Here is an 18,860-nt window from a genome sequence, read left to right as displayed (position 1 = left end):
GATCACTCGCAAGGTTTTTAAAGGAAATCGGTGCAATCACCTTCGCGAGCGCAATGCTGCTCATAGCGTCAGGTAACTGATAAGTCGGCTCAGCAGGCCCAGACCAATGGTCACTGCCAGCACCAGCACCAGGAGCATCCACGGCCGAAAAGGCCGGCGCTCGACACGGTGTTGGGACAGTTGCAGGTACTCTTCGACATGCTTTTGGTCTTCGGGGTTCAGGCGGCTGGTCATAAAGGCCTCGTCAGGTAGACGTTGCTGAATGTGCAGAAGCTACAGCGGTTTTCAACCGGGGTTGAACGCAGCATAGCCGCTGTCCGGAACCGGTTCGACAGACACACCGTCGTCGAGGCGAATGATCCCGCTTTGTAACACCCGCGCGGTTATTCCGCCATGCCCGCGCACCGCTTGAAAGGTGCCGGGACCGAGGTTGTTTTGCAGGCGCGCGCAGGGCTGGCACCAGCCGGTGGTCTCGAATATTGCCTGACCGATGCGAAAGCGCCGACCCTTGAGACTAAACAGATTGATACCGCTGATGACCAGATTGCGCCGCAGGTCTTCAGGCCTCACGGGTTGATCGTCAGGCCGGCCCATCAACGCGCTGATGACCGCCAGGTGTTCGAACTGAATCAACGTTACTTGCCGTGCGTTGCGTACACCCGGGCGGGCGTGATCGCCGGTCAACCCCGCTTCGAGCCGTGCCTCGACGGCGTCTAGCTCGATCATCGGGCCGCGAGACTCGGGGCGCACGCCGATCCAGCGTACGCGGCCGGTCTGCGGCACGTCGGCGATCAACTGCTGTAGCGGCGTCACAGGCTGATCCCGACATCGAAGACGATACTGCGACCGAGGTTGCTGCGCAGAAAGTCCGGTGCATCGGGATGGGCGAACAGCACCCGGGCGAAGGTCGGGCCGACCAGCGACAGCGAGCGCCAACCCTGACGCAGATACTCGGTCGGCGGTGGAAAATGGCTGTTGAGGTCCAGCACCTCGCGCTTGAGGCTGGCGAAGGCGATGATGTCCAGTTCGCCCAGATCCATGCCGCGTTCCTTGTAGTTGTGCGCTTTTTTGCGCAAGGTCGGCGCCAGTCGCAGTAAGAATTCATTGGCCGGGATCCGCCGTGGCTTGGCTTCACGACGCACCAGTTGGCTGAGGGAGAACGCACTGCGGCGGCGTTGCAGTTCATCGCGCCATTCGTCGTTGAGTCGGCGGCCTTCATCGAGAACGAAGAACACTTCGAAATTGGCATCGCGAAACAGCACGTCCGGCGGCTCGCCGGCGGGGGCGAACTCATCGGCACGGTAGGGAATGTTCAAGCCTTGCAGCAGGCGCTGGCAGACCCAACGCTCACGCTCCCATTTGCGGGCATTGGACAGGAACGCGTTGGCTTGCTCGGCCGCAATGGTCAGCAGGCGTAAGTAATCTGAGTCATCCATAGGCCAAGCTTAGCGTTCAAATGCGACAAGCAGAAAGCTTTGCATCGGCTGATGCCCGGAAGAGGGCGGTGTAGACTCCGATGAAGGAATCAAACCCATGGAGAAGGTAAGGGATTCATGATCGGTGCAGAACTGCTGTCGTCGACGAGCCTGACACTCGGCTGGTTGATTTACCTGCCGGTGTTGTTGTGGGCGATCTGTCGTGCGCCGTGGGTCGAGTTGTTCACTGACAGTCGCCGCCAGCATCTGCTGTTCGGCACTGTGTTCGCCTTGTTTCTGCTGTGGATGGTGCGCAGGGATTTCGACACCGGGGTTTCTTATCACTTCATCGGCATGACCGCCGTGACGTTGCTGCTCGACTGGCCGCTGGCGATCATCGGCGGGCTGGTGGCGCAGCTCGGGCTGGTGTTGCTCGGGCGCCAGGATCTGGCGGCGGTCGGGGTCAACGGTACGTTGCTGATCCTGTTGCCGGTGTTGATCACCGAGTGCGTGGCGATCCTCGTCGAGCGCGCCCAGCCGCGTAATCCGTTTGTGTATATCTTCTGTTCCGGGTTCTTTGCCGCAGCGTTGTCCGCATTGCTGTGTCTGACGCTGAGTCTGGGCCTGCTGTGGTACGACGGTCTGTTTGCCATGCCGGAATGGCTGGAAGATTTCATCGGCTACCTGTGGCTGCTGATCTTTCCCGAAGCGTTCATCAACGGCATGGTGATCAGCGCGCTGGTGGTGTTCAGCCCCGAGTGGCTGGAAACCTTCAACCGCACCCGCTACCTTTCGGCGCCCTGGAAGGACGACGATCCCAAGTCTTGATCCACATCAAATCCGTCATCCACGCGGCATTTCATGCTCGGCCAAATTCCTTCAGGAGCAGCGGCATGAGTGTTTACGAGTGGGCGAGGCAGGAGACCCGGCAGAGTCTGGACATGGCGCTGGAGGTGGGCTTCGATCCGGGCCTGAGTCTGCGCGCCTTGCTCAGCGCGGTGGTGCAGCAGAGCAAGACGGTGCGCAACGCCGAAGACCTGGCCGACGAGTTGCGCTTTCTCGCGGAAAACCTCGACGACGATCAGGACTACGGCTTCATGCGGCCCTGATCGCGATCAGTGACGCGGGTCGAAATCGCCGGAGAACATTTCGTCTTCGGCATCCGGGGCGACCGGAATCTTGTGCTCTTCGGACGCCCAGGCGCCGAGGTCGATCAGCTTGCAGCGATCGGAGCAGAACGGGCGGAATTTGTTCTCTGGGGTGAATTCCACGGGGGCGCCGCAGGTTGGGCATTCGACGGTTGTAGGGCTCATGACTGGCCTCCGGATAAAGTCAGGTAAAAGTGATGCAGGCGCTCGACTTCGCTGTGCAACCAGGCGAGGTCGCGGTCGTTGACCACCACATCATCGGCACGGCTCACGCGGTCTTCACGGCTGGACTGGGCCTTGAGGATCGCCTGGACCTGCTGTTCGCTGGTCTGGTCACGCTGCAAGGTGCGTTCGATCTGCAGTTGTTGCGGGGCATCGATCACCAGAATTCTTTGAGTCATCGCGTACTGCCCGGATTCGATCAGCAACGGTGAAACCAGAATCGCGTAAGGCGATGTTGCCAGCCCCAGATGGTGCGCGATTTCCTCGGCGATCAACGGATGCAGCAGGGCTTCGAGCCAGCGGCGTTCTTCAGGCACTTCAAAGATCAACTTGCGCAGGGCCGCACGGTCCAGCGTGCCATCGGCTTGCAGGACACCGGAACCGAAGTGTTCAGCAATCTTCGCCAGTGCCGGGCGCCCCGGCTCGACCACCCAGCGCGCCGCATGGTCGGCGTCGACCACATGGATCCCGAGATCGATGAAGTGCTGGGCCGCGGCGCTTTTGCCGCTGCCGATGCCGCCGGTCAGGCCGAGAATCCAGGGTTTTTCCACAGGGGTATTCATTTCAAACCGACAAACTGCCAATAGAAGTCGGTTATTTGACCACCCCAGAGCAAGGCAATCCAGCCGGCAATTGCCAGATACGGGCCGAAGGGCATCGGCGTCGAGGTTTTCTGCTCACGCAGACGCAGTAGAACCACCCCGACAATCGCCCCCACCAGCGATGACAGCAGGATCGTCAGCGGCAGAATCTGCCAGCCGCCCCAGGCCCCGAGCAGCGCCAGCAGCTTGAAATCGCCGTGGCCGATGCCGTCCTTGCCGGTCAGCAGCTTGAACAGCCAGAACACTGACCACAGCGCCATGTAACCGGCTACCGCACCCCACAACGCCGCGTGCAGCGAGACGAACAGCCCGAAACTGTTGACGATCAGCCCCAGCCACAACAACGGCAACACCAGCACATCGGGCAGCAGTTGATGTTCGGTGTCGATCAGGCTCATCGCCAGCAGCCCCCAGGTAAGGACGATCAACAGGCCCGCCGGCCAGCCGAAACCCAGATGCCAGGCGACGAATGCCGAAAGCAGGCCGCAGGCCAGTTCGGTCAGGGGATAACGTTTGCTGATGGGCGCGGCACACGCCGAACAGCGTCCGCGCAGCACCAAGTAACTGAGCAGCGGAATGTTTTCCCAAGCCCGAATCCGGTGGCCGCAGTGTGGGCACTGGGAGTGCGGCAGCATCAGGTTGTAGGTCGGCAGTGGTGTTTCGCTTGGCAGACCGAGGACATCCTGCGCCTGCTGGCGCCAATCGCGCTCGAGCATTTTCGGCAGGCGCCAGACCAGTACGTTGAGGAAACTGCCGACCACCAGACCCAACAGCAGGGCGGTGCACACAAAGGCCAGCGGATACAGACTGAAGAGTTCGTCGATAGGCATGTCAGATCGCTGAGCCAAGCTGGAAGATCGGCAGGTACATGGCCACGACCAGCCCGCCGACGATGACCCCGAGCACCACCATGACGAACGGCTCCATCAGGCTGGTGAGGTTGTCGACCATGTTATCCACTTCCTCTTCATAAAAACCGGCGACCTTGTCGAGCATGTCATCCAGCGCGCCCGATTCCTCACCGATGGCGGTCATCTGCACCGCCATGTTGGGGAAGACGCCGGTGCTGCGCATCGAGAAATTCAGCTGCATGCCGGTGGCGACGTCCTGACGGATGCGCAGCACCGCGCGTTTGAACACCACGTTACCGGTGGCACCCGCCACCGAATCCAGTGCCTCCACCAGCGGTACGCCAGCGGCAAAGGTAGTCGACAGGGTGCGGGCGAATCGCGCCACTGCCGATTTGTACATCAGCGTGCCCACCAGCGGCAGCTTCAGCAGCCAGGTGTCCTTGCGGTCGCGCAAGGCCTGGGACTTCTTCAGCGCATGGCGGATGCCGAACACCGCCGCGATCAGCGCACCAAGTACCGCCCACCACCATTGCTGCAGGAACTCCGAGATACTGATTACCATCAGGGTGAAGGCCGGCAATTCGGCGCCGAAGCCGGAAAATACCGACTGAAACTGCGGCACCACTTTTACCAGCAGAATCCCGGTAACGACCATTGCCACCAGCACCACGGCGCTTGGGTAGGTCAGGGCTTTCTTGATCTTGGCCTTGAGCGCTTCGCTTTTTTCCTTATAGGTCGCGACCCGCTCAAGCAACGTATCGAGGGCGCCGGATTGCTCGCCGGCATCCACCAGGTTGCAATACAGCTCATCGAAATACTGCGGTTTCTTGCGCAGTGCGGCGGCGAAGCTGTTGCCGGCGGCCACTTCCTGCTTCACCTCGTCTACCAGTTTGCGCATCGCCGGGTTGTCGAAGCCTTCGCCAATGATGTCGAACGACTGCAGCAGCGGTACGCCGGCTTTCATCATGGTTGCCATCTGCCGGGTGAACAGGGCGATGTCCTGGGCCTTGATGCGTTTGCCGAGGCTGAGCAGGGAGGTGGATTTCTTCCGTACCTTGCCCGGATTGATTCCTTGCTTGCGCAGTTGGGCCTTGATCAGCGCGGGGTTCTGCCCGCTCAACTCGCCCGTGACTTTGCTGCCTTTGCGATCCGTGCCTTCCCAGGCGTAGATGCTGATTTTCGCTGCCTTGACCGCCATGTTCAGTCCTTGGTGACCCGGTTGATTTCTTCCAGGCTGGTGATGCCTTGCATGGCCTTGTGCAGGCCCGAGGTGCGCAGGTCGTCGAAGCCGTCGCGACGCATCTGGCTGTCGATTTCCAGCGAATTGCCTTCGGCCATGATCAGCCGTTGCAGGTCAGGGGTGTTTTTCACCACTTCGTAAATCCCCACGCGTCCCTTGTAGCCGCCGTTGCAGAGGTCGCAACCGACCGGCTCATAGATCGTGAAACTGCCGATCTGTTCCGGCGGGAAACCTTCCTTGATCAGTGTTTCGCGGGGGATCTCGATCGGTTTCTTGCAGTGGCTGCACAGCTTGCGCGCCAGGCGCTGTGCGATGATCAGGCTGACCGAGGTGGCGATGTTGAACCCGGGAATGCCCATGTTGTGCAGACGGGTCAGGGTTTCGGCAGCGCTGTTGGTGTGCAGCGTGGACAGCACCAGGTGGCCGGTCTGCGCGGCCTTGATCGCGATTTCGGCGGTTTCCAGGTCGCGGATTTCCCCGACCATGATCACGTCCGGATCCTGCCGCAGAAACGAACGCAGGGCCTGAGCAAAATCCAGCCCCTGTTTCGGATTGACGTTGACCTGGTTGATGCCTTCCATGTTGATTTCCACCGGGTCTTCGGCGGTGGAAATGTTGATGTCGACGGTGTTGAGAATATTGAGGCCGGTGTACAGCGATACGGTTTTCCCCGACCCGGTAGGTCCGGTTACCAGAATCATCCCTTGGGGCTGCTTGAGCGCTGCCATGTACAGTTCTTTCTGCGCCGGTTCGTAACCCAATGCATCGATGCCGATCTGCGCGCTGGACGGGTCGAGAATCCGGATCACCACTTTTTCGCCCCATAGGGTCGGCAAAGTGTTGACCCGGAAGTCGATGGACTTGGTCTTCGACAGGCGCATCTTGATCCGCCCGTCCTGGGGTTTGCGCCGTTCCGAGATATCCAGGCTGGCCATGACTTTCAGGCGTGCGGCGATTCGCCCGGCCAACTGGATCGGCGGTTTGGCCACCTCGCGCAGGATGCCATCGGTGCGCACCCGCACCCGGAAGGTCTTTTCGTAAGGTTCGAAGTGCAGGTCAGAGGAGCCACTCTTGATCGCGTCGAGCAGCATCTTGTGCACGAAACGCACGACCGGCGCGTCATCGGCGTCGAGTCCGCCGATGGCGTCCTGGCGGCTGTCGTCGACGGACTCGACATCCACGCCGTCGAGATCGACGTCGGCCATTTCTTCGAGGCCGCTGGCGTGGGTGTCGAAGAATTTCTCGATGGCCTCGGTGAGCTTGTCGTCCTCCACCAGAATGGCTTCGGTACTCAGCCCGGTGCTGAACTGAATGTCATTGATCGCCTGATGATTGCTCGGGTCGGAAATGCCCACGAACAGCTTGTTGCCACGGCGCCACAAGGGCAGGGCGTGATGCTGGCGCACCAGTTTTTCACTGACCAGGCCTTTGGGCTGGGTTTCCTTGTCCAGGCAATTGAGGTCCATGAAGGCCATACCGAAATGCTCGGAAGCGATCTCGGCCACCTGTGAGCTCTTCACCAGTTTGTTCTGCACCAGGTAGCTGACCAGCGACAGCCGATTGCGCTGCGCCTGTTGCCAGGCCTGCTGGGCGCTTTTTTCCGTAAGCAGTTCGGCCTGCACCAATTGCTTGGCCAGACCGCTCAGAGCGATGTCATTCATGGGGATTCCGGATGCTGACAGTTCATGACTTATAGCCTAGTCAAGTGACAGCGCCAAACACGCCCGGTACAGGTGACAAAAAGTGTCAGATAGTGCGGTTACGGGTTGTAGGAAAGCGCGACACGGCACCTTTATGCCGAGCGTGCGGGGTCTGCAAGCGGTTGGCACGGCCTATGCTGAGCCCTTTGCAGATCATGAGATTCCGACTCATGCATGGAGAGCCTGTCTATGAACAACCAAAAAGGTTTCACTCTGATCGAGCTGCTGATCGTGGTAGCGATCATCGGGATTCTGGCGACGATTGCCCTGCCGCAATACACCAAGTATCAGGCACGCTCGAAAGTCACTGCCGGGCTGGCGGAAATCAGCGCGCTAAAAGTGCCTTTCGAGGACACCATTAATCAAGGTACGGACCCGACGCTGACGCTGGTGGCAGGTAGCGCGTCGTTTACTACCACCAATTGCGGCACCGTGACCGCGTCCGGCACGGCGTCGACTGGCGCGGGGACCATCGTCTGCACCTTGGCCAACGCCCCGGCTCCAGTGCTGGGCAAAACCATCACGCTGACTCGTTCTTCGGGGACCGGCTCGGCGGCGGGTGTCTGGAGCTGCGCTTCGACGGTGAACGCCGACTACGCGCCTAAGGGTTGCCCAGGCAGCGGTGCCTGATTGACTCGACAAGCGTCACCGGATGCCCCGCTTTGCGGGGCATTTTTTTGTCTTTTGACGCTGGAAAAAAGCTTCAAGAATTTCAGCGTGTTAGGAACTTTCCGAAAAGCCGCAACTTGCATGTCGATAATGCACTTGTCATGCAAATTGCATGATTCCGAAAATTTGCTTAATTCATAACTCATTGATTTAAAAGGATTTATTGTCTTTCGAAAAGTTGGCACAGCCTTCGCAATATACCCAGTAACCCTGCTGACAAGACAACCAGCAGACTTTCCAGAAAAACAGGAGTTACTCGTATGAAGAAGTTCGCTATCACTGCCGCTGCTGCTACCGCGCTGACCCTGACCATGGCTTCCGGTGCTTTCGCACAATCCACCCAGGCTACTCAGGCTCCAATGACTCTGGCTGCTGGTGAAATGACCAAGGCTAAAGAAGCTACTTCCGATACCTGGATCACTACCAAAGTCAAAAGCGACCTGGTAACCGAAAAAGGCATCCCAGGTACCGATATCAAAGTTGAAACCAACAAAGGCGTTGTATCCCTGTCCTCCACTGTTGCAGTGACCGAGGCTCAGAAAACCACCGCCGTGGCTATCGCCAAGAAAATCAAAGGCGTCAAAGCGGTCTCCGCTGACGGCCTGAAAGCCGAGTAAGGCATGACTTCTCGCCTGGACCGGGAGAAGGCGCGACAGACGGGCCGAGCAATACGTCTGCCGCAACTTTAGAGTTCATGCGAACGGTCACACGGACGTGACCATTACGGGCCCCGGCACTTGTGTCGGGGCCTGTTCTATTTCAGGGGCACCACAAAACAATTGTAGGAGTGAGCCTGCTCGCGATAGCGGTGTGTCAGATTGAGAAATCTGCTGACTGACACACCGCTATCGCGAGCAGGCTCACTCCTACAGGGGGGGGTGAATTAATTACCGCGCTTGCTGTTGATCTGCCGCAGACGATTGCCTTCAAAGCGCAGGTACTGGTACATGCCGTTGCTCGGACCGTAGGTCCATTCCTCGACCTGAAATTCTTCGCGGCGGTTGGCGCTGCGCTTGTAGCCGAGGACATCGCGGCTCACCGGTTCGCCACACTTCTGCAGTACTTCGCTGGCGCGGTCACCGAGGCTGACCAACTGACTGCCACAGCGCAGCGTGTCGGAGGCCAGTGCAGGGCTGCCAGCGAGCAGCAGCGTCAACGCTGCCAGCCATTTGCGCTTCATCATTCGGCGTCCAGATGCATTTGCGTCACGACCCGACCATCGCTTTCGGCCTCGCCAAGGTTGGCATCGATGAAGTACACCCGGTCATCCGCCAGTTGGCCTTTGTCGACCAGATAATCCTTGATGCTGCTGGCGCGTTCCTGACCCAACTGCCGCAGCAGCACATCGCTGGAACTCCAGAACTTGATCACACCATCACGCATTTTCGCCGTGCGTTCTTCTTTGCCCAGATCTTTCCATTCGGCCGGTGGCTGAGTTTTCAGACGGGTGCGGTAGATGCCTTCGAGCAGCGGGCCTTTCTCGCTCTCCGGCACTTGCAGCAGGGACGCCTGAGCCGGCACCTTGTCGCCACGGCGCTGGAGCATCTTGTAGTAGTTGTACTGGTATTCGCGCTCCAGACGCTGCTCGGCAATCAACGGGCCGTCGCTGCTCTGTGCGGCAGTGCCTTCGATTTCCAGACGCAGGGCTGGACGTTCCTTGAGGGCTTGGGACAGTTTATCCAGCGCTGCTTCGGCATCCTTGCTCAAATCGCTTGAGCCCGCAGCAAATGACACGGTACCGAGGTCTTCGGAGCCGCCACCGTTGATCAGCCCGCCAATCATCTTGAACGGTGCGGCGGCGGCCTTGACGATCAGGTTGCGCAGGGTCTGCCAGACAATCGGCATCACGCTGAACTGCGGGTTGTTGAGGTCGCCGGTCACTGGCAGTTCGATGGAGATCTTGCCGTCTACGTCCTTGAGCAGGGCAATCGCCAGTTTCAGCGGCAGGCTCACGGCATCCGGGCTGTCGACTTTTTCACCGAGTTGCAGTTGCTCGACCACCACTTTGTTTTCAGCCTTCAACTGGCCCTTGGTGATCAGGTAATGCAGGTCGAGGTTGAGCCGGCCCTTGCGGATGCGGTAACCGGCGAACTTGCCGGAATACGGGGTCAGGGTAGTCAGCTCGACGCGTTTGAAACTGGTGGCGATGTCGAGGCTGGCCATCGGGTCGAATGGATTGACCGCGCCTTTGATGGTCACCGGGGCATAGCGGTCGACCTTGCCCTTGATGTCGACGCTGGCCGGTTTCGCCTGACGGCTGTCGATGGTGCCGATCTGGCCGTTGAGCTGTTGAACTGCTGTGGCGAAGTTCGGCGTCAGGCTGAAATCGGCGAAGTTGGCCGAGCCATCGTTGATTGCAATCGCGCCGATGTGAATGCCCAGTGGTTTGTCTTTACTGGCCGGTTTCGCCGCTGCGGTTTTCGCACCATTGTCGGCGGGCTGCGGGATCAGCAGGTCGTCGATGTTGGTGGTGCGGTCATCGTTGATCATGAACCGCGCGTACGGCTGGAACAGGTTGACCTTGTCGATCGACAGGCTGTCACCGTGTTGATAGTTGATGCCTTCAACCACCACTTGCTGCCACTTGAGGAAGTCGCGGGTTTTCAGGGTGTCGAGGGTGTGCAATTGATCGATCTGCGCACGCCCGGTCACGCCGAGTGCCAGCGGGGCGGTGCTCTTGAGGTTGACCTTGAGGTCGCTGCCAAGCATGCCGCTGCGCAGTTCCAGGCGAATGAACGGATTGATGTAGGACTGTGCAACGCGCAGGTCGATGTCCTGGGTTTTCACATTGAGCTGGGCGGTGACCGGCGCGAGGTTGACCACGCCATCGGCTTTGATCTTGCCTTGTTTGCCCAAGCCGCTGTCGAGCCTGACCTTGAAGGGCGAACCGTTGAGGCTGTCGAAATCCTGCAGATCAATGTTCAGCGGCGTCACATCCAGCGCCACGGGTGGGTTGGCCGAGCGGTCGGCGAGATGCACGGTGTAGTTGCGTAGCTGGACGTCTTTGAGCAGCACTTGCCAGGGCTTGCTCGGCGCGACCGGCGCTTTCGGCGAGTCGGCGGCGGCCGGAGTGGTCTTGGGTTCGGCGGCGGCCTTGGCGGCAGGTTTCGATGGCTGGCTGGCGAACAGTTTCTGCCAGTCGAGCTGGCCGTCGGCTTCGAGCGCAGCCCAGGTTTCCAGTTTGTTGCTGCGGATCTTGCCGACCACTACTTGCTGTTTGGCCAGGTCCAGCGAAGTTTCGCTGACGTCGAGGCGTTCAAGTTTCGCCAATGGGCGTCCGTCCGGCGCCTTGATCGCGAATGGCGCAATGCTCACCGCGACGTTGTTCAACAGCAGTTCGGTTTCTTTCGACAGATTCAGTTTGTACTCGGTGCTGAGATTCAGCACGCCGTCTTCGAGTACCAGCGGCAGCGCGTCACGCACGTAAGGCCAGAATGATTTCATCTTGCCGTCGGTGACTTTCAAGGTGCCTTCGGAGGTGAACGGGATCAGGCTGAAGTTGCCTTTCCAGTCGATCTGCCCACCGGCCGGGCCGGCGGCGACCAGGGTCATGTCGGCGTTATCGTCGGGGAGGGTGCTGAGGTTTTTCAGCTCGAAGTCGAGTTTGTCGTAGATGAACTCGATCGGCTCACTCGGCCGGGCGTCCTGGAAATGTACGTTGCCACCGGCCAGCTGGATGCGATCGATGCGCAGCGGGAACGGCTTGGCATTCGGATCGGCCGGGGTCGGTTCGCTGGCGGGAATTTTGAACAGGCCCAGCAGATTGAGCTGGCCGTCCTTGGCGAAGAGGATTTCGGTCTTGGGCTTGTCCAGCTCGATATCGGCCAGGTGCAGCGCCTTGGTCCACAGGCTGTCGAGTTGCAGGTTGGCGTACAGCCGCTCGAAGCCGACCTGCTCCTTGCCCGGCTCACCGACGACCAAGCCCCACAGGGTGACTTCCAGGCTGAACGGATTGAGTTCGATGCGCTGGATATGCGCCGGCACCGTGGCGTAGTTCGCCAGTTGCTGGTTGGCGATACGCAGGGCGATGCCCGGCAAAATCAGAAACCCCAGCAGGCTGTAGAGGGCCAGAGCAGTCAACAAGGCGCCAATCGCGCGAATCAATCCTTTGGGCATGTGCGGCGTCATCTCTGAATCGGAGTGCCTTGGAGTATGGCACGCGATTCTGGTTCCGAAGTACATCGTGGGGGGCAGGATTGTTCAGATTGTTCTGTAGGACCAAGACACTGTGGGAGCGAGCTTGCTCGCGAAAGCGGTGGATCAGTCGAGAAATATGCTGACTGACGCGCCGCTTTCGCGAGCAAGCTCGCTCCCACATTGGATGATTGCCAGTCCCGCAGGGGGGGTTACAACTGCAGGATCAGGGTTTTCAGCGGTGGCTGTTGGTCCAGCGACGGGAAGTCCGCGCCCGGAGTCATCACGCTCCATTCGCGCACCGGTCGCCCGGCTTTCTCGGCACAACGCAGGACCTGTTCGCGCCAGTCGTCCATGCTGACTTTTGCCAGGTTGTTGCAGCAGATCAGCACGCCGTTGTCAGCGGTGGTCAGCAGCGCCGGCTTGAGCAGGCTCTGATAGTCGCGCAGCAGGTCGACGGTGCCGAAGGCGCTCTTGGCCCAAGCGGGCGGGTCGAGCAGCACCAGATCGTATTGGCGCTGTTCGAGGCGCTGATAGCTCGGCAGTTTCTGCCCGCGCCGCTGGCTGATCGGCAGGCCGGCGAGCTGACGGATCGCCGGGAAGTAATCGGACTGGATGAATTGCATCTCGGGCAATTGCGGGTTGAGCAGGCCGTTTTCTCGGCCGACTGCCAGATTGCCTTCGGCGAAGTCGAGGTTACACACCTCGCGCGCGCCACCGGCAGCGGCACTCAGGCCGACGCCACAGGTGTAGGCAAAGAGGTTGAGCACACTTTTGCCCTTGGCGTGATCCTTGACCCAGCCGCGAGTGTTGCGCAGGTCGAGAAACAGCAGCGGATCCTGCCCGGCATGTCGCCCGCGCACGCGATAGTTCAGGCCCCATTCGTGGCCGACCAGATCCGCCAGTGCGGCGGCGTCGGCTTTGTAGACGCTGTCTTCGCGATCGATGCGCGAGTTGCCCCGGGAGCGGTCGTTGTAGACCAGCAGGGTGTCAAAGCCCAGGGTCTGATTGACCATGGCGTGCAGTTGCAGCAGGTCGTCACGCTCCAGCGTCTGGTGAAAACTTTGCACCAGCAATTGCGGACCGTAGCGGTCGACGGTCAGGCCACCGGCGCCTTCCTGGCTGCCGTGGAACAGCCGGTAGCAATCGGTGCCCTGGCTGTGCAGCTCAGCGAGCAGGTCCTGGCGTTTGTCGAGGGCGGCGCGCAGCGCCTGATTCAAGGAAGACATGCGTGCGCCTTGCTGATGAGAATTGAGGCGCGGGAGTTTAGCAGTTTGGCGGGCAACCGAGGTGCTTCCATCGCGAGCAGGCTCACTCCTACAAGGGATCAGTGTTGCGCAGGAAGGTCCCTGTAGGAGTGAGCCTGCTCGCGATGCTTTTCAGGTCAGAATTCCCATTCGGCGTTTGGCGCGCTGCACCGAACCGTTGCGCATCGCCCAGCGCAGCATCGGCGCACTGCGCTTCACGCTGGCTCGGATCAACTGGCGTTGCAGCGGGTTCTGCCGTATGCCGAACATGGCGCTGGCCCAGTCCGGCAACAGATCGATGCCGGCCTTCATCATCAGGTCACCAAACGGCCGGGCCAGCACGCTCGGGGCTGGCGCGTCGAGCAGCAGGCGCAGAACTTCGCGGCTGCGCTCATCACAGAGCAATTGCGGACGCATGCGTTGCAGATAGTCGGCCACGGCTTGCCGCGATTTCGGCACATCCCGCGCACCCAGGCGCTCGGCGACCACGGCGATTTCCGCGTAGTAACGATCCTGATCCGCCGCCGACAATTGCGGATTGCGGTAACGCAAATGTGCCGCAAGAAAATGGCTGACCTCGGCCACATGCACCCAGGTCAACAGGTCCGGATCGCTGGCCGCATACGGCCGGCCATCCGGCGCAGTGCCGACCACTTGCAGGTGAATGGTGCGCACCTTGTCGATCAGCCATTCGGCGTCGCGGCGTGAGCCGAAGGTGGTGCCGGAGACAAACTGACTGGTGCGGCGCAAACGTCCGAGCATGTCCTGACGAAAATTCGAATGATCCCAGACCCCGGCCAGCGCCAGCGGATGCAGGGCTTGCAGCAACAACGCGCTGATGCCGCCGATCAGCATGCTGCTGAAATCGCCGTGCACTTGCCAACTGATCGAGTCCGGGCCGAACAGCCCGGGATCGCCCTTGGGATTTTCCAGATCGAGCTGACCGAGGGACAGACCGGTCAGGCTCATGAGTTGGTTTTCGATACGGCTGCGGATGAATTCCATGACAACTCATTGGTGGTGGAGGGCGCGGGCGGTTGGCCGCGCCGGAGATGTTACTGATTCAGGCGCTTGTCGATCAGGCCCTGGACCACGCTCGGATCGGCCAGGGTCGACGTGTCGCCGAGGCTGTCGAGTTCGTTGCAGGCGATCTTGCGCAGGATCCGCCGCATGATCTTGCCTGAGCGGGTTTTCGGCAAGGCCGGCGCCCACTGGATCAGGTCCGGTTTGGCGAAGCTGCCGATTTCCTTGCTGACGTGGGCGAGCAATTCTTTCTTCAGCTCATCGCTCGGTTCGACGCCGTTCATGGGGGTGACGAAGGCGTAGATGCCCTGGCCTTTGACGTCGTGCGGGTAACCGACCACGGCCGCCTCGGCGATGCTGTCGTGCAGCACCAGCGCGCTTTCCACTTCGGCGGTGCCGATGCGGTGGCCGGAGACGTTGATCACGTCATCGATGCGTCCGGTGATCCAGTAGTCGCCGTCCTCGTCGCGGCGTGCGCCGTCACCGGTGAAGTAGTAGCCGGGGTAGGGCTTGAAGTAGGTGTCGACCATCCGTTGCGGGTCGCCGTAGACGCTGCGGATCTGCGCCGGCCAGCTGGATTTGATCGCCAGCACGCCGCTGCCGGCGCCTTTGATCTCCTTGCCGTGCTCATCGAGCAGCACCGGTTGCACGCCGAACATCGGCTGCGTGGCGCAACCCGGTTTTATGCGTTGTGCACTGACCAACGGGCTGAGCATGATCCCGCCGGTTTCGGTCTGCCACCAGGTATCGACAATCGGGCAGCGCTGCTCGCCGACCACGTTGAAGTACCATTCCCACGCTTCCGGGTTGATCGGCTCACCGACGCTGCCGAGTAATCTGAGGCTGGCGCGCGACGTTTTCTTCAACGGTTCGGCACCTTCGCGCATCAGCGCACGCAGGGCGGTCGGTGCGGTGTAGAAGATGTTCACTTTGTGTTTGTCGATCACCTGCCAAAAGCGCGAGGTGCTCGGATAACTTGGCACGCCTTCGAAGATCAGGGTGGTCGCGCCGTTGGCCAGCGGGCCGTAGACGATGTAGCTGTGGCCGGTCACCCAGCCGACGTCGGCGGTGCACCAGAACACTTCGCCATCGCGGTAATCGAGCACGTATTTGAAGGTCATCGCCGCTTGCAGCAGGTAGCCGCCGGTGGTGTGCAGCACGCCCTTGGGTTTGCCGGTGCTGCCGGAGGTGTAAAGGATGAACAGCGGATCTTCGGCGTCCATCGGTTCTGGCGGGCAATCGTCGCTGACGTCACGTACGGCCTGGTGATACCAGAGATCACGGCCCTCGACCCAATCGACCTGGCCTTGGCTGCGTTCGACTACGACGACGGTGCTGACGTCCGGGCAACTTTGCAGGGCCTTGTCGACGTTGTGCTTGAGTGGCACGAACTTGCCGCCGCGTACGCCTTCATCGGCGGTGATCACCGTGCGGCAGTCGGCGTCGAGAATGCGGTCACGCAATGAGTCCGGGGAGAAGCCGCCGAACACCACCGAGTGAATCGCGCCGATCCGCGCGCAGGCGAGCATGGCGTAGGCCGCCTCGGGGATCATCGGCATGTAGATGCACACCCGATCACCTTTTTTCACCCCACGGCTTTTCAGCACATTGGCCAGACGGCAGACGTGATGGTGAAGTTTTTTGTAGGTGATCTGCGCTGATTCGGCCGGGTCGTCACCTTCCCAGAGGATCGCAGTCTGCTCGCCGCGCTGGGCGAGGTGACGGTCGATGCAGTTGTAACTGACGTTCAGTTGACCGCCGGCAAACCAGGACGCTTCACCGGTTTTCAGGTCGTAACGCTGAACGGTCTGCCACGGTGTGCTCCAGTCGAGGAAGCGGGTGGCCTGTTCGGCCCAGAAGGCGCTGGGGTGTTCAATGGATTCGCGGTACAGACGCTTATAGTCGTCCTGACTCAACTGCGCAGCCCGGCGGACGGCATCGGCTTTGGGGAACGTGCTGATATCGAACATGACGGTTCCTTATTCTTGTTGTGCGAAGAATAAAGATGCGCCGAGAGGGCCAAGGGTTCAAGCCGCATCAGGAATCTGATGTTTGAGCCTGATTTTGAATACACCCTAAAACAACTGTAGGAGTGAGCCTGCTCGCGATCGCGGTGTGTCATTCAACATCAATGCTGATTGACACCCCGCGATCGCGAGCAGGCTCACTCCTACAAGGGATTTTTTGCCCACAGGATCCGGGGAACCAAAACCTGTGGGCCGCACTATCAAATCACCCGCGGTGACGACCGCGGAAGTAGTTGATCAGGCCTTGGGTAGAAGCATCGTCAGCGACGGTTTCATCGCTGCCGACCAGACGGTTGTAAACACCTTTGCCCAATTCCTTGCCCAGTTCCACGCCCCACTGGTCGAAGGCGTTGATGCCCCAGACCACGCTCTGCACGAACACTTTGTGTTCATACATGGCGACCAGCGCACCCAGACGACGCGGGCTGATGCGCTCGACCACAATGGTGTTGCTCGGACGGTTGCCCGGGATCACCTTGTGCGGCGCGAGTTTGTGCACCTGTTCTTCGCTCATGCCTTTTTCGCGCAGTTCGGCTTCGGCTTCCGGCAGGGTCTTGCCGAGCATCAGCGCCTGGCTCTGCGACAGGCAGTTGGCGTACAGCCACTGATGGTGATCGGAGACCGGGTTGAAGCTGACGATCGGCACGATGAAATCGGCCGGGATCAGTTGGGTGCCCTGGTGCAGCAACTGGTGATACGCGTGTTGACCGTTGCAGCCGACGCCACCCCAGATCACCGGGCCGGTATCGGTCGACACCGAGGTGCCGTCCTGACGCACGCTCTTGCCGTTGGATTCCATGTCCAGCTGTTGCAAGTGCTTGGTGATGTTACGCAGGTAGTGGTCGTACGGCAGGATCGCGTGGCTTTGCGCGCCCCAGAAGTTGCCGTACCACACGCCGAGCAGGGCCAGCAGCACCGGCATGTTCTGCTCGAACGGGGCGCTCTGGAAATGCTGGTCCATGGTGTAGGCACCGGACAGCAGTTCCTTGAAGTTGGACATGCCGATGGCCAGGGCAATCGGCAGACCGATGGCCGACCACAGCGAGTAACGACCGCCGACCCAGTCCCACATCGGGAAGATGTTTTCTTCACGGATACCGAACGCGACTGCAGCAGCGTTGTTGCTCGATACCGCGATGAAGTGACGATACAGCTCGGCTTCGGAACCGCCCTGAGCCAGATACCAGGCGCGTGCGGCCTGAGCGTTCTTCAGGGTTTCGAGGGTGTTGAAGGATTTCGACGAAACGATGAACAGTGTGGTTTCGGCGCGCAACTTTTGCGTCAGTTCGTGGAACTCACTGCCGTCGATGTTCGCCAGGTAGTGGCAACGCACGCCTTTCTGCGCGTAGGACAACAGCGCTTCGGAGACCAGCTCCGGGCCGAGGAACGAGCCACCGATGCCGATGTTGACCACGTCAGTGATCGGCTTCTCGGTGTAACCACGCCACAGACCGTCGTGGATGCGGCCGACCAGATCCGTGATCTGGTTCAGCACCTTGTGCACTTCCGGCATCACGTTGACGCCGTTGACCGACAGCTTGTCGCCGACCGGACGGCGCAGGGCTGTGTGCAGCGCCGGGCGGCCTTCGGAGGCGTTGACGATTTCGCCGTCGAACAGCGCTTTGATCGCGCCTTTCAGATCGACTTCATTGGCCAGACCCACCAGCAGGTTGCGGGTCTCGGCGTTGATCAGGTTCTTCGAATAATCGAGAAACAGTCCGCAGCTGCTGAGCGTGAATTGATTGAAGCGCTGCGGATCGGCGTTGAAGGCTTCGCGCATGCTGAAATCCTGCATGGCTTGGCGGTGATCTTTCAACGCTTGCCAGGCAGGCAGAGCGGTAACGTCATGAGGAGTGCGGTAGTACGCCATCGCTGCGGTTTTCCTTTTTACTTGAACGGCCTTTTGAACACAGAACAGACCGATACGCCATGTTTGGGCGAGGGTCAAATGCGTCGACACGATTTTTCAACGCAGGGCGAATACAGTAAACCTCGCGCTGCGATCTGTCTTGACTTCTTCTGACCTGTTCCCTGTACTTTTTTAACATCAATACCGGGAACTGGCCGACCAACGGAAGGGGAGTGGCGCGTCGAAGCGGCTCAGGCCACCTGAACCGGAATGGCGTTGCTGGTGTGGCTGAGCTCGTTGCCCGGGGCCATGTACAGCATGCGCGGCTTGAAATTCAGCAGTTCCGCTTCGCTGTAATGGGCGTAGGCGCAAATGATCACGCGGTCGCCGACCTTGGCTTTATGCGCGGCTGCGCCATTCACCGAAATCATCCGCGAACCCTCTTCGCCACGAATCGCGTAGGTGGTGAAACGCTCGCCATTGTCGACGTTATAGATCTGGATCTGCTCGTACTCACGGATGCCGGACAAGTCCAGCCACTCGCCATCAATGGCGCAGGAACCTTCGTAATCGAGTACCGCATGAGTGACTTCGGCGCGGTGCAGCTTGGCCTTGAGCATGATGGCGTGCATGAGGGATTTCCCGGGTTGGAAGCAAACGGCGGGCAGTGTGCCCGAAGGCTTTGGGGGCGGCAATATGGTCTGTGTGGACACCAGAAACCAATGTGGGAGCG

The 18,860-nt window shown here is 60.1% G+C and carries 19 protein-coding genes; 4 read left to right on the top strand and 15 right to left on the bottom strand.

Features of this window, described 5'->3' with window-relative positions; all coding sequences use genetic code 11:
• Positions 1-60: 60 nt before the first annotated feature.
• From E4T63_RS23815 to E4T63_RS23805, 3 genes are read right to left on the bottom strand one after another with little or no spacing between them, the layout of a single operon-like run.
• Positions 61-234: a DUF3094 family protein gene (locus E4T63_RS23815; protein ID WP_003228304.1), complete on the bottom strand. Its 174-nt coding sequence runs from the start codon at positions 232-234 to the stop codon at positions 61-63.
• A gap of 51 nt (positions 235-285) precedes the next feature.
• The gene (locus tag E4T63_RS23810; RefSeq protein WP_098965671.1) at positions 286-813 is read right to left on the bottom strand and encodes an MOSC domain-containing protein; all 528 of its coding nucleotides are present in this window, start codon (positions 811-813) and stop codon (positions 286-288) included.
• Positions 810-1,436: a DUF1780 domain-containing protein gene (locus tag E4T63_RS23805; RefSeq protein WP_003228301.1), complete on the bottom strand. Its 627-nt coding sequence runs from the start codon at positions 1,434-1,436 to the stop codon at positions 810-812. Before E4T63_RS23805 ends, E4T63_RS23810 begins: the two co-directional genes overlap by 4 nt.
• A gap of 117 nt (positions 1,437-1,553) precedes the next feature.
• On the opposite strand from E4T63_RS23805, the gene E4T63_RS23800 reads away from it, so the two are divergent.
• Entirely contained in the window at positions 1,554-2,243 is a 690-nt protein-coding gene (locus E4T63_RS23800) for an energy-coupling factor ABC transporter permease (RefSeq protein WP_135296585.1), read from the top strand.
• A gap of 65 nt (positions 2,244-2,308) precedes the next feature.
• Positions 2,309-2,524, top strand: coding sequence for a hypothetical protein (locus E4T63_RS23795; RefSeq protein WP_003228298.1), 216 nt, complete (start codon positions 2,309-2,311; stop codon positions 2,522-2,524).
• 6 nt (positions 2,525-2,530) lie between these two features.
• On the opposite strand, the gene yacG is transcribed toward E4T63_RS23795, so the two are convergent.
• The 5 genes from yacG to pilB are packed head-to-tail and all read right to left on the bottom strand — an operon-like array spanning position 2,531 to position 7,139.
• On the bottom strand, positions 2,531-2,728 hold the full coding sequence (yacG, locus tag E4T63_RS23790) for a DNA gyrase inhibitor YacG (protein WP_003228296.1): 198 nt from the start codon (positions 2,726-2,728) through the stop codon (positions 2,531-2,533).
• Positions 2,725-3,348, bottom strand: coding sequence for a dephospho-CoA kinase (gene coaE, locus E4T63_RS23785; protein ID WP_135296584.1), 624 nt, complete (start codon positions 3,346-3,348; stop codon positions 2,725-2,727). The genes yacG and coaE overlap by 4 nt, the downstream gene beginning before the upstream one ends.
• A complete protein-coding gene (locus E4T63_RS23780) occupies positions 3,345-4,217 on the bottom strand; it encodes a prepilin peptidase (protein WP_096795219.1) in 873 nt (290 codons plus the stop codon). Before E4T63_RS23780 ends, coaE begins: the two co-directional genes overlap by 4 nt.
• Position 4,218: 1 nt before the next feature.
• The gene (locus tag E4T63_RS23775; RefSeq protein ID WP_098965663.1) at positions 4,219-5,436 is read right to left on the bottom strand and encodes a type II secretion system F family protein; all 1,218 of its coding nucleotides are present in this window, start codon (positions 5,434-5,436) and stop codon (positions 4,219-4,221) included.
• A 2-nt stretch (positions 5,437-5,438) separates the two neighbouring features.
• The gene (pilB, locus tag E4T63_RS23770) at positions 5,439-7,139 is read right to left on the bottom strand and encodes a type IV-A pilus assembly ATPase PilB (RefSeq protein ID WP_097089222.1); all 1,701 of its coding nucleotides are present in this window, start codon (positions 7,137-7,139) and stop codon (positions 5,439-5,441) included.
• Between the two features lie 228 nt (positions 7,140-7,367).
• On the opposite strand from pilB, the gene E4T63_RS23765 reads away from it, so the two are divergent.
• Positions 7,368-7,808, top strand: a complete 441-nt coding sequence (locus E4T63_RS23765) for a pilin (protein WP_098965660.1) — start codon at positions 7,368-7,370, stop codon at positions 7,806-7,808.
• Between the two features lie 299 nt (positions 7,809-8,107).
• Complete coding sequence (locus E4T63_RS23760) at positions 8,108-8,464, top strand: BON domain-containing protein (RefSeq protein WP_025108814.1); 357 nt, start codon at positions 8,108-8,110, stop codon at positions 8,462-8,464.
• Between the two features lie 266 nt (positions 8,465-8,730).
• Here the strand turns inward: E4T63_RS23760 and E4T63_RS23755 are convergent, their stop codons facing one another.
• The 7 genes from E4T63_RS23755 to panD form a co-directional block, all read right to left on the bottom strand.
• Positions 8,731-9,027, bottom strand: coding sequence for a DUF2845 domain-containing protein (locus E4T63_RS23755; protein ID WP_115988878.1), 297 nt, complete (start codon positions 9,025-9,027; stop codon positions 8,731-8,733).
• Positions 9,027-11,975 (bottom strand): DUF748 domain-containing protein, encoded by a 2,949-nt coding sequence (locus tag E4T63_RS23750; RefSeq protein ID WP_135296583.1) that lies wholly within the window; start codon positions 11,973-11,975, stop codon positions 9,027-9,029. The genes E4T63_RS23755 and E4T63_RS23750 overlap by 1 nt, the downstream gene beginning before the upstream one ends.
• A 218-nt stretch (positions 11,976-12,193) precedes the next feature.
• Positions 12,194-13,210 carry a class I SAM-dependent rRNA methyltransferase gene (locus E4T63_RS23740; RefSeq protein WP_134787352.1) on the bottom strand — a complete coding sequence of 339 codons (1,017 nt, stop codon included), beginning with the start codon at positions 13,208-13,210 and terminating at the stop codon, positions 12,194-12,196.
• A gap of 150 nt (positions 13,211-13,360) precedes the next feature.
• Positions 13,361-14,233: an oxygenase MpaB family protein gene (locus tag E4T63_RS23735; protein ID WP_135296582.1), complete on the bottom strand. Its 873-nt coding sequence runs from the start codon at positions 14,231-14,233 to the stop codon at positions 13,361-13,363.
• 50 nt (positions 14,234-14,283) lie between these two features.
• Positions 14,284-16,221: an acetate--CoA ligase gene (gene acs / locus E4T63_RS23730; RefSeq protein ID WP_135296581.1), complete on the bottom strand. Its 1,938-nt coding sequence runs from the start codon at positions 16,219-16,221 to the stop codon at positions 14,284-14,286.
• 262 nt (positions 16,222-16,483) lie between these two features.
• Positions 16,484-18,148: a glucose-6-phosphate isomerase gene (gene pgi, locus E4T63_RS23725; protein ID WP_027614102.1), complete on the bottom strand. Its 1,665-nt coding sequence runs from the start codon at positions 18,146-18,148 to the stop codon at positions 16,484-16,486.
• A 230-nt stretch (positions 18,149-18,378) separates the two neighbouring features.
• Entirely contained in the window at positions 18,379-18,759 is a 381-nt protein-coding gene (gene panD, locus E4T63_RS23720; protein ID WP_003228271.1) for an aspartate 1-decarboxylase, read from the bottom strand.
• Positions 18,760-18,860: the final 101 nt, after the last annotated feature.

The organism is Pseudomonas fluorescens, from assembly GCF_004683905.1.
Classification (GTDB): domain Bacteria; phylum Pseudomonadota; class Gammaproteobacteria; order Pseudomonadales; family Pseudomonadaceae; genus Aquipseudomonas; species Aquipseudomonas putida_A.
The sequence above is the reverse complement of the archived record's forward strand: the minus strand, read 5'-3'. Positions and strand labels throughout refer to the sequence as shown.